The 12,423-nt window shown below is 43.2% G+C and carries 7 protein-coding genes; 4 read left to right on the top strand and 3 right to left on the bottom strand.

The window, feature by feature from the left end; all coding sequences use genetic code 11:
- Position 1 precedes the first annotated feature (1 nt).
- Positions 2–1,264, bottom strand: coding sequence for a tetratricopeptide repeat protein (locus VM932_RS10055; RefSeq protein ID WP_326278681.1), 1,263 nt, complete (start codon positions 1,262–1,264; stop codon positions 2–4).
- A 52-nt stretch (positions 1,265–1,316) separates the two neighbouring features.
- A complete protein-coding gene (gyrA, locus tag VM932_RS10050; RefSeq protein ID WP_326278680.1) occupies positions 1,317–3,845 on the bottom strand; it encodes a DNA gyrase subunit A in 2,529 nt (842 codons plus the stop codon).
- Positions 3,846–4,105: 260 nt separating this feature from the next.
- Between gyrA and VM932_RS10045 the strand changes: the two genes are divergently transcribed.
- On the top strand, positions 4,106–6,661 hold the full coding sequence (locus VM932_RS10045; RefSeq protein WP_326278679.1) for an ATP-dependent Clp protease ATP-binding subunit: 2,556 nt from the start codon (positions 4,106–4,108) through the stop codon (positions 6,659–6,661).
- A 167-nt stretch (positions 6,662–6,828) separates the two neighbouring features.
- Positions 6,829–7,248, top strand: coding sequence for an STAS/SEC14 domain-containing protein (locus VM932_RS10040; protein WP_326278678.1), 420 nt, complete (start codon positions 6,829–6,831; stop codon positions 7,246–7,248).
- Positions 7,249–7,251: 3 nt separating this feature from the next.
- Here the strand turns inward: VM932_RS10040 and VM932_RS10035 are convergent, their stop codons facing one another.
- A complete protein-coding gene (locus VM932_RS10035) occupies positions 7,252–8,790 on the bottom strand; it encodes an NAD(P)H-hydrate dehydratase (RefSeq protein ID WP_326278677.1) in 1,539 nt (512 codons plus the stop codon).
- 259 nt (positions 8,791–9,049) lie between these two features.
- On the opposite strand from VM932_RS10035, the gene thrA reads away from it, so the two are divergent.
- Together thrA and VM932_RS10025 are read left to right on the top strand one after the other, a co-directional pair.
- Positions 9,050–11,494 (top strand): bifunctional aspartate kinase/homoserine dehydrogenase I, encoded by a 2,445-nt coding sequence (thrA, locus tag VM932_RS10030; protein WP_326278676.1) that lies wholly within the window; start codon positions 9,050–9,052, stop codon positions 11,492–11,494.
- A 3-nt stretch (positions 11,495–11,497) separates the two neighbouring features.
- The gene (locus tag VM932_RS10025; protein ID WP_326278675.1) at positions 11,498–12,421 is read left to right on the top strand and encodes a homoserine kinase; all 924 of its coding nucleotides are present in this window, start codon (positions 11,498–11,500) and stop codon (positions 12,419–12,421) included.
- The last annotated feature ends 2 nt before the right edge of the window (positions 12,422–12,423 follow it).

Below are 12,423 nucleotides of genomic sequence, written 5' to 3'. Positions count from 1 at the left end.
ATTACTCTTCCAAAAGCTTTTTAATCCTCATGAAGTTTTCGTTATCCCCCAAAGCTCCATAAATGTTTTTCAACTGGGTCAAGATGCTTTCGTTGTCCGGATTGGACTGGAGGGCATCTTCCAAAACTGCAGCCCCTTCTCTAAAAAGACTGTCTTTTTTATCCTTAAGCTCATCGTACTTGGCAATATCCGCTTTTGATGTCCCCAATTCGTTCATTTCATCAATAAGGCCGTTACCTTCATTCACATAGGTTGTAGATAGGTTCAACAAGGCATTGATATACCCTGGATCAATGGATAAAGCCTTTTTGTATGCATCCCTTGCATCTTCCAAGTTTCCTTGCTCCATGTTGATAACACCGATATTGTATAGCAAATCGGCATTGTCCGGAGCCATGGCAGAAGCCTGTCCCATTAATTCTTTGAATTTTTCTTTATCACCTATGGCATAGTACAAGTTCGCTTCTCCCAAAACCAAATTCACATCGTCCGGGTTTTCGGCCCTTGCATCGGCATAAGCTTCGATAGCTTTTTCATTCTCTCCCATTTGCTGGTAGATCAGTGCAATGTTCTTTACGATTTCCGGTTTTTTAGATGGGCTTACCTCTTCCTTCGGATCCTTGTGTGTTCCCGCTTTTACATAAAGGTCACGGGTTGCTTTGTCCATACTTTCCGTCTCCCCTGTCTCTATATTAACAGCGGTATAGGTTACAGATTCTCCATTGTAACCTATATCTTTAAGCTCCTTGTAATATTTTAAGGCCTCTTCGTAGTCTTGTCCGTTTACCGCACTACTTGCTGCGTAATAAAGGTATACCGTATCTTTTGGGCTTAGCTTGTAGCTCATATACAACTTCTCAGCAGCTTCACTAAACTTTTTGTTGTTGTTGTCCTCAACTGCGGAATTGACCAAATCAGCGGTCATTTGTCCCATTTTTTCTTGTGCTACGGAAGTGTATTTAGATCTTCCGTCCGCTTCTTCTACCGCGATTACTTTGTTGTAAGCATCAACAGCTTCCTGAAATGCGGATACTTCCCCCTTTTTGGCTAATTCATAGTTCGCATTTCCCAGAAGTGCATAATACTCGGCCTGATCTTTCTCCTTGGCCGAATCTATAGTGGATGCGGCGCTTGTCAAAGCAGCTTTTGCCGCAGCGGCATCACCATCTTTCAGAGCCCTTTCCGCCGTCTTCATCGCGTCCTTTTGGGCAAAACCCATAGTGGATATTCCTACGGCCAATAGTATTAAGATTCTTGTTCTCATGTTAAAAAATTGTAATTATTTAGTGTTTATCGATTACTACTTAGTTGAAATTCTATTCTTTTTCGTCGGTATTATTATCAATAGCCGTGCCATCTCCCCCTTTGACTTCGATATCCCTGATATCTACTTCGTCTACGGGGTCATCTTCTTTCATCACTTTGGCAACGGCCGCAATGGAGTCACTGTCCTTAAGATTGATCAAGCGAACCCCTTGTGTTGCCCTTCCCATAACCCTAAGGTCTTCGACACCCATTCGGATGGCGATTCCGGATTTGTTGATAATCATCAGATCATCCGTGTCCGTAACGTTTTTAATAGCGACAAGATCACCTGTTTTCTTTGTAATGGAAATGGTTTTGACACCTTTTCCACCTCTGTTGGTAATCCTGTAATCTTCTATATTGGAACGTTTTCCGTAGCCTCTTTCCGAAACTACTAGAATATCGTCTTCAAAATTATGGACAGACACCATTCCTACAACCTCATCGTCATCATCAGCCAGTCTGATACCTCGTACACCAGATGCATTTCTACCCATTGGCCTTGTCTTGGATTCCTCAAAACGAATGGCTTTTCCTGATTTAAGGCCTAGGAATATTTGGCTGGTACCCGTAGTCAGTTTAGCTTCCAATAGTTCATCATCCTCGCGAATGGTTATGGCGTTGATACCATTTTGACGCGGTCTGGAGTATTGTTCCAAAGAAGTCTTTTTAACGGTCCCTTTTTTGGTGGCCATAATCACAAAGTGACTGTTCACGTATTCCTCGTCCTTGAGATCTTGGGTACAGATAAAGGCTTTTACCTTATCGTCTTGCTCTATATTGATCAAGTTTTGAATGGCCCTTCCTTTGGAAGTCCTACTACCCTCGGGAATTTCGTAGACGCGCATCCAGAAACATTTTCCTTTTTGGGTAAAGAACAACATGTACTGGTGGTTGGTGCCCACGAACAAATGTTCCAAGAAATCTTCGTTTCGGGTAGAGGATGCCTTTTGGCCAACTCCGCCCCTATTTTGGGTCTTATATTCTGTAAGCGGTGTTCTTTTAACATAGCCAGCATGGGAAATGGTTATGACGACCTGCTCGTCCGGAATCATGTCCTCGATGCTCAAATCCCCTCCGGCATAATTGATTTCAGATCTTCTTTCGTCTCCATACTTCTCTTTAACTTCGAGAAGCTCATCTTTGATGATCTGCATTCTGCGTTCTTTCTTTTCAAGAATATCTTTTAAATCCTCAATGGTGTTTAAAAGTTCCGCATGCTCCTCACGCAATTTATCCTGCTCCAGACCGGTAAGCTGACGCAAGCGCATTTCTACAATGGCCTTGGCCTGAACCTCGGTCAATTTAAAACGCTCGATCAAACTATTCCGTGCTTCTTCAACATTGGAAGACCCCCTAATAATGGCAATTACCTCGTCAATATTATCGGAAGCGATAATAAGTCCTTCCAATATGTGCGCGCGGTCTTCGGCTTTTTTCAGCTCAAATCTTGTTCTTCGAACCACAACCTCGTGCCTATGCTCCACAAAGTGATGGATGATCTCCTTTAGGTTCAAAAGTTCTGGCCTACCATTTACCAGTGCAATATTGTTGACACTAAAAGATGACTGAAGCGCTGTGTACTTGTACAACATGTTAAGTACAATGTTCGGAATGGCATCCCGCTTTAAAATGTACACGATACGCATTCCGTTTCTATCGGACTCATCCCTAATGTTGGATATTCCCTCTATTTTCTTTTCATTGACCAAATCGGCGGTTTTTTTGATCATATCCGCTTTGTTCACCTGATAAGGGATTTCGGTAACAATTATACATTCTTTCCCCTGAACTTCTTCAATGGTCGCTTTGGCCCGCATAACTACGCGCCCTCTTCCTGTGTGGAAAGCTTCCTTTACGCCATCGTAGCCATAAATGAGTCCCCCAGTCGGGAAATCGGGAGCTTTTATGTGCGTAATGAGCTCATCTATTTCAATGTCATGGTTATCTATATAAGCTATAGTACCGTCCACCACTTCCGACAAATTGTGCGGCGGCATATTTGTGGCCATACCAACTGCAATACCGGAAGCCCCGTTCACCAATAAGTTGGGAATTCGGGTGGGCAACACGGTAGGCTCCATGATGGTATCATCAAAATTGAGTTGATGGTCCACGGTGTCCTTATCGATATCGGCCAACATCTCCTCTGCGATCTTGCGCATTTTGGCCTCGGTATATCGCATGGCCGCCGGGCTGTCCCCATCTACGGAACCAAAGTTACCCTGGCCATCGACCAACATGTACCTAAGACTCCATTCCTGGGCCATACGTACCATGGTATCATAAACTGAAGAATCGCCATGTGGGTGATATTTACCCAAAACCTCCCCAACAATACGGGCAGACTTTTTATGCGAACTGTTGGACCTTACTCCCAAATCGTGCATTCCGTAGAGCACTCTTCTATGTACAGGCTTTAAACCATCACGAACATCTGGCAGGGCACGTGACACAATGACCGACATTGAATAATCAATGTAGGCAGATTTCATCTCATCCTCAATATTTATAGGAATTAACTTTTCTCCTTCCGCCATGCTTATTTATTATTGATTTTTGTGGTTAAATTATCATGGCAATATACAGAAAATAGCAGCTTTCATAACGCTTTGCGATTACTTTATTAAAAAAATTATCAACAGTGCCAACATGATCGAGGATGTGATAATAAACCTTTGTTAAATCAGTGAAAAATGGTAATTATTCCGACATTTACCACTACTTTATCGAATAAGGGTACGGTATTTGACCACCGTAACAATACTTTTATTAATTTTAATTGCTGAAAAAGAAACGTATGGACGATAATTTTTCCCCCCGCGTAAAGGACGTTATAGCATACAGCAAGGAAGAAGCCCTGAGACTGGGCCATGATTTTATTGGCACGGAGCACCTTATGCTAGGTCTTTTGAGAGACGGAAATGGCAAAGCCATAAATATATTGGATGCACTCGATGTGGATTTAGATCACCTGCGTAGAAAGGTGGAAATCCTAAGTCCCGCAAATCCGAATACAGGAACGATACAGAAGGACAAAAAGAACCTTCATTTGACCCGCCAAGCAGAACGGGCCTTGAAGACCACTTTCTTGGAAGCAAAGCTCTTCCAAAGTTCTTCCATCAACACAGCGCATTTGCTGCTCTGTATTTTGAGGAACGAGAATGATCCAACAACCAAACTATTGCATAAACTGAAAGTGGATTATGACAATGTCAAAGAACAGTTCAAGTCCATGATCACCAGTGACGATGATTATATAGATACCCCCCAAGCGGATTCCTTTCCCGGGGACACAGACGATATGGGAGATAGCAAAGAAAGCTCTTTCGGTTCCAGTGCCTCCCAAAAGGGAAGCAAAAAGTCCAAGACACCTGTTTTGGACAATTTTGGGCGGGACCTTACCCGTTTGGCCGAAGAGAACAAATTGGACCCCGTTGTGGGCAGAGAAAAGGAAATTGAGCGTGTTTCCCAAATATTGAGCCGAAGGAAAAAGAACAACCCACTGCTTATAGGCGAGCCCGGTGTGGGTAAAAGTGCCATCGCAGAAGGATTGGCCTTGCGCATCATCAACAAAAAGGTATCGCGCATTCTTTACAACAAAAGAGTGGTGACCTTGGATTTGGCTTCTTTGGTGGCAGGCACAAAATACCGTGGCCAGTTCGAGGAGCGAATGAAAGCAGTGATGAACGAGCTCGAAAAGAATGACGATATCATCCTCTTTATCGATGAGATACACACCATTGTTGGTGCCGGTGGGGCCACTGGGAGTTTAGATGCTTCCAATATGTTCAAACCTGCATTGGCCAGAGGTGAAATTCAATGTATCGGAGCAACCACGCTTGATGAATACAGACAATACATAGAAAAAGACGGTGCCTTGGAGCGTCGCTTCCAAAAGGTAATGGTAGAACCCACTACCGTGGAAGAGACCATCGAGATTTTGATGAACATCAAAGGCAAGTACGAGGAGCACCACAACGTAAACTATACCGACGAGGCTATTTTGGCCTGTGTAAAGTTGACCAACCGTTACATGACGGACCGATTCCTCCCCGACAAGGCCATTGATGCCTTGGACGAAGCGGGATCAAGAGTGCACATCGTGAACATGGACGTACCCAAACAAATCTTGGAACTGGAAAGCCAGTTGGAAGATGTTCGCGAACTCAAAAACAGCGTGGTCAAAAAACAGAAATACGAAGAGGCCGCCAAACTTAGGGACGATGAAAAACGTCTGGAAAAAGAATTGGCATCCGCACAGGAACGTTGGGAGGAAGAAAGCAAACTGCACAGGGAAACCGTATCCGAGGACAACGTCGCCGACGTAGTTTCCATGATGAGCGGTATACCCGTAAATAGAATAGCTCAGACCGAAAGCAATAAATTGGCCGAGCTCCCAAACCTTATCAAAGGATTTGTCATCGGTCAAGACGAGGCCGTGTCCAAAGTGGCAAGGGCCATACAACGTAACCGCGCAGGACTCAAGGATCCAAACAAGCCAATTGGTTCATTTATTTTCTTGGGACAAACAGGTGTCGGTAAAACGCAATTGGCCAAAATATTGGCCAAGGAACTTTTCGATTCCGAAGACGCCCTTATCCGCATAGATATGAGCGAATACATGGAAAAATTCGCCATTTCCCGCTTGGTAGGAGCACCTCCAGGATACGTGGGTTATGAAGAAGGTGGGCAGTTGACCGAGAAAGTTCGGAGAAAGCCTTATTCCGTAATATTGCTGGACGAGGTGGAAAAAGCGCATCCAGATGTATTTAATATGTTGTTACAGGTGCTGGACGATGGATTCCTTACCGATAGTCTTGGACGCAAAATCGATTTTAGGAACACCATAATTATCATGACATCCAACATCGGCGCAAGACAATTGAAGGATTTTGGACAAGGTGTGGGATTCGGTACGGCGGCCAAAAAGGCCCAGGCCGATACACATCAAAAAAGTGTCATCGAAAATGCATTGAAAAAAGCGTTTGCCCCAGAATTTTTAAACAGGATAGACGATGTAGTAGTTTTCAATGCGCTGGAAAGAGAGGACATACACAAGATCATCGATATCGAATTGAACAAATTGTACAAGAGAATCAAGGACATCGGATACGACTTACATCTTTCTGATAAAGCAAAAGATTACATAGCCGATAAAGGTTTCGATAAACAATATGGGGCACGGCCTCTTAAAAGAGCTATCCAAAAATATATAGAAGATACGCTGGCCGAGGAAATCGTAAACTCCAAATTGGAAGAGGGCGACAGTATTTTTATGGACTTGGACGAGAAAAAAGAAGAACTCACCATCAAAATAAAAAAAGCTGAAAAATCACCCGAAGCAGAAAAATAAAGCTTGATACATTTTTCGGAAAAAGCTGACCGGTCGGTCGGCTTTTTTTATGCCCTTGAGGCAACATACACCATACATACGATATTTTAGCGTTTAATCTATTATTTTTCCTTTGATTGGCTTTCCCTCATAATTTCGTGGACGAGACACTATAATTACACTTGGGAATGAAAATAACTTCTAAAAAGAAGACCATAGTGGTACGTGAGTATCAACTTGAGGTCGGAACGGTGCAGGTTTTTGGCAACTATATGGTCGCTTCTTTTGACGAAGGTGCCACTATAACATTGGAAAGGACCTATCAAATCATCGGAATTTCGGAAATACACTTCAGGGACAAAGACTTTGGCTATATCAGCCTTAGAAAGAATTCCTATGCTATAGACCCTACTGTATACAATTATCTCAGAGGCCTGGACAACTTAAAGGCCTTCGCCATTGTTTCCAAAAAGGAAATAGACATGCACAATTTCAATATCGAAAAGATGTTCTATAAAAAACCTATGGAATTTTTTATAGAATTTGACAATGCCTTGGATTGGGTGCAAAAAAGAATAAAACCCAAAAAAGGAAGAAATAGCGCCTAACAACTAGTGGGCATTATCCTTCTGTTCCATTTCCGGTTGACGGAACAGTTCGGAATAGGCATTCCCAATATGTTTCACAAGTATGGATGCCTTGAGTGCCTCATAACCCATAGAGGACGCTCCCAGATCACCTGCCAAACCGTGCAGGTACACACCAAATATGGCTGCCTCGACAGATAAATAGCCTTGTGCCAATAACCCAGTAATCATTCCGGTCAATACATCGCCACTACCTGCGGTAGCCATACCGGGGTTTCCTGTAGTATTCACATAACCTTTGCCATTATATATGGTAATCGTGTGTGCTCCTTTTACAACCACCACAAGATCATACTTGGATGCAAATGCCTTGGTTTTTTCCAACTTATCAAAATCCGAGGCCCACTCACCTATCAACCGTTGCAGTTCCTTTGGGTGTGGGGTCAGTACGGATAATCGGGGAACATCTTTCAACATTTCAGGGTTTTGGGATAAAATATTCAACCCATCGGCATCAATGACCATAGGAGAATTGCTTTTCTTTAAAAAGGAACCAAAGGCCGAAACGGTATCGTCATCCAACCCGATTCCCATACCAATGCCAACGACCGAGGGTTCAAAAGGAATCTCGATTTCAGAAATACTCTTTTCCCGAGATCCAGTCAACACCATCACTTCCGGAACTGCGCTTTGCAAAGAATCATATCCACATTTGGGAACAAAAGCGGTAACCAAGCCACTTCCAACACTCAAACAGGCATTAGTGGCCAGTTGTACGGCACCGATCTTCCCATAACTGCCGCCAATAATAACGGAATGACCGTAAGTCCCTTTATGCGAGAACTTAAGTCGCGGCCGGTACATGGGCAGTACTTCCGGTCTGCCCATAAGTTCAAAATCGGCATCCGTTTTAGCAATACAATCAGGATCTAGACCAATATCCACTATTTCCCATTGGTTAACATAAATGCCTGTTTCCGGCAAAAAGAAAACCAATTTGGGCAGTTGAAAGCTCAACACATAACTAGCCCGGATCACATATTCACTATTCCAAGGATTTCTATCCACAGGCAATCCCGACGGAACATCCACGGATAAGGTAAAGGCTCTTGAATTGTTGATATGTCGAATCAAATTTCCGACCCAATCATCCGGAGCTCTGTTGAGTCCGATACCAAAAATGGCATCCACCACAATATCGTTCGGTGATATTTGGGGCAAGTCGCTTTCCTTATTGATAAAATCCGGCCAAACTTTCATGTCCTTTAAACGTTCCAAGTTCAGTAAAAAATCCTCAGAACGCCTTTCACTATAATTTACCACATGCACCTTAATGGAGTAATCGTGTTCGTGCAGTTTTCTGGCCAGTACCATGCCATCCCCCCCATTGTTACCTATACCACAAAACAACTGAACATTGACTTGGGTACCCCGCAAACGGGAATGTAACCACTCGAACAGCTGGGTAGCCGCCCTTTCCATAAGCACATCGCTGGTTATCTGTTCTCTTTGGATTGTGGATTTATCAGCTTGATAGATTTGTTGAGCAGAAAAAATTTTCATTCAGCAATAAAAATTGATTATTCGTACGGATTTCGTAAAAAACAACACCAACGATTTGATGAAGTATACAAAAGTACTACATTTATCATCTCATTACAGAGCAATGGAGTTAAAACAAACGGATATTAACCTTAATTTGATGAACCCTTTTTCATCTACAATTACAATTACTACCACCACCCCTTTGGGGTAAGTCTTCTATATATAATTCCGTCCGTTTATTTAAACCATTTTCAATTTTTCACATCAATATTTCTTTATGAAAGTCTTAAAATTTGGAGGCACTTCTGTTGCCAATCCAGAACATATAAATAAGGTCAAATCCATCCTTGGCAATCAAAACAAGGAACAAATTGCGGTTGTAGTATCAGCTTTTGGGGGCGTTACAGACCTTCTCCTCAATGCATCGCGCTTAGCATCGGAACAAGATGTAAGTTATAAAAACAGTCTCAAGGAAGTTGAGGACAGACATATTTCCGCCATCAGGGAATTGATTCCCGTAAAATCTCAAAGTGCCGCTTTGAGCAAAGTGAAAAGTGAACTCAATATTTTGGAAACTTTGCTGGAAGGTGCTTTTTTAATCGGAGAACTCACTCCAAAGCTATCGGATAAAATAGTAAGCTACGGGGAATTGCTGTCATCCTTCATTATTAGTGAATTTTTAAAATCCGAAGGATTGGATGTCGCATTCAAGGACAGCAGGGAGCTGATCATTACCGATAACAATTTTGGCAAGGCCAATGTGGATTTCAACATCACCAATGCCAATTGTAAAGGTTTCTTTGCCTCGAACAAACATCGGACAACAATCTTGCCCGGGTTCGTGGCATCTAGCAAAAGTGGAGATCTTACCACCCTGGGCAGAGGCGGCTCCGATTACACTGCCGCCATTATCGCCGCTGCCGTAGATGCGGAAATATTGGAAATATGGACCGACGTTAGCGGCATGTACACGGCCAATCCAAAATTGGTAAAGCAGGCAAAATGTGTTTCCAATATCAGTTATGAAGAAGCCATGGAACTGTCCCATTTTGGGGCCAAAGTATTGTATCCCCCTACCATTCAACCGATTTTGGGAAAAGAAATTCCTATTGCGATCAAAAATACTTTTGACCCAGATAGCCCTGGAACCTTGATTACCAAAAACAACAATGGGAATGGGAAAACGGTGCGAGGCATCAGCCATGTGGGCAACATAAGCCTTCTGTCATTGGAAGGGCCCGGTATGATCGGGATTCCGGGAATCTCCAAACGATTTTTCGAGACACTCTCCGTAAAAAACATCAGTATTGTTTTGATTACCCAAGCATCTTCCGAGCACTCCATCTGTGTAGGGATTGCCGATGAAGATGTGGACATGGCAGCCGAAGCGGTCAACGAGACCTTTGAATACGAAATATCAAGGAAAAAGATAAAACCCGTTATCGTTGAAAAAGATCTGACCATTGTTGCACTTGTTGGCGACAATATGAAAAGTCACCAAGGGTTGAGCGGTAAAATGTTCAGTACACTAGGGAAAAACAATGTGAATATTAGGGCAATCGCCCAAGGGGCTTCGGAACGAAACATCTCTGCGGTCATCAAAAAAGAGGATGTAAAAAAAGCACTCAACGCGTTGCACGAAACCTTTTTCGAGGAAAACATCAAACAGCTTAACCTCTTCGTGATGGGCGTTGGCAATGTGGGTTCCAAATTTTTGCAGCAAATCCGCCAGCAAAAAAAGTATTTAAAAGAAGAGCTAAAACTTAATGTTCGGGTTATTGGAATCAGCAACTCCAGAAAAATGGCTTTTGATGAAAGTGGAATTTCACTCAAAGACTGGGAAAACATAATAGATCAGGGAGAACCTGCCAATAAGGAAGTATTTTTTAGCCGCGTCAATGCACTGAACTATCGCAACAGTATTTTTGTGGACAATACTGCCAGTGCCGAAGTCTCGGAAAGCTATTCGAGCTATCTCAAAAACAGTATTTCCGTGGTCACTTGCAATAAAATTGCATCCTCTTCAAATTACGAGTACTACAAGGAACTAAAACACTTGGCCAAGGAATACAATGCCCCTTATTTATTCGAGACCAATGTGGGGGCAGGCTTACCGATTATTGACACCCTAAAGCACTTGATCGCTTCGGGTGACAAAGTGAGAAAAATTCAGGCCGTGCTATCCGGTAGTTTAAATTTTGTCTTTAACACGTTTGATGACTCCACTACGTTCCACGACGTAGTAAAGCAAGCACAGGAACAAGGCTATACCGAACCCGACCCTACAATTGATTTGAGCGGAGTGGACGTGATGCGCAAAATCTTGATTCTAGCACGGGAAAGTGGCCATCAATTGGATATTGATGACATCGAAAACGAAGCATTCCTTCCCAAAGAAAGCCTAGAGGCCGATTCCAACGATGTATTTTTTGAAAGCTTGAAAAAATATGAAGCCGACTTCCAAAAATTGTACAAAGATGCTGCCAATGCCGATAGCAAACTAAAATATGTGGCCCAATTTGAAGATGGAAAGGCCAAAGTGGGCTTACAGCAAATTCCAAAAGGGCACGATTTTTTCAACTTGGAGGGGAGCGACAACATTGTACTGTTCTTTACCGACCGCTATGTAGACCAGCCTTTGATCATAAAAGGGGCCGGAGCGGGTGCCGATGTTACCGCATCGGGTATCTTTGCGGATATAGTTCGAATAGGTAATTTCTAGATTATGGAGGAAATCAAAGTATTTTGCCCGGCAACCATAGCCAATGTCTCCTGCGGATTTGACGTACTGGGTTTGGCACTCGATTCGGTCGGCGATGAAATGACCATTCGCAAAACTTCCGAAAAAGGCATTCGAATCACCAAAATAAAAGGGCAAGAGCTTCCTTTGGAAACGGAAAACAATGTAGCAGGCGTAGCGGGTTTGGCCTTTATGGAAAATAGCGATTACGAAGGCGGTTTTGAAATTGAAATCGACAAACGTATAAAACCAGGAAGTGGGATTGGCAGCAGTGCCGCAAGTTCCTCAGGTGCCGTTTGGGCCATGAACGAATTGTTGGACAGGCCGTTTACCAAATTGGAATTGGTACAGTTTGCCATGCAAGGGGAAAAATTGGCCAGTGATGTGGCCCATGCCGATAATGTGGCCCCAGCCATTTATGGTGGGTTCACCTTGGTTCGGAGTTATGAACCTTTGGACATAATTCCCATACCAACACCATCGGAATTATATGCTACGGTTATCCATCCGCAGATTGAGATAAAAACCTCGGACTCCCGTAAAATTTTGAAGACCACTATTTCCATGCAACAAGGCATCCGGCAATGGGGCAACTTGGGAGGTTTGGTCGCAGGGCTTTTTCAAAATGATTATGACTTGATCGGACGCTCTTTGCACGACCATATTGTAGAGCCCATCCGTTCCATTTTAATCCCCGCTTTTGATGACATTAAGGCCAATGCCCTAAAAGCGGGGGCGCTCGGAAGCGGAATCTCAGGGTCTGGCCCATCCATTTTTGCACTGAGCAAAGGGGAAAAAATCGCACAAAAAGTAGCAGAGTCCATGAAAGAAACCTATCAAACCATTGGGGTAGATTTCGATATTCACATTTCCAAAGTCAACAGCCAGGGGATAAAAAAAATTGCTTAAAT

Source organism: Flagellimonas halotolerans (assembly GCF_035818535.1).
GTDB classification, from domain to species: domain Bacteria; phylum Bacteroidota; class Bacteroidia; order Flavobacteriales; family Flavobacteriaceae; genus Flagellimonas; species Flagellimonas halotolerans.
Note: the sequence above shows the minus strand (reverse complement) of the source record. Positions and strands in the feature narration are given on the sequence as shown.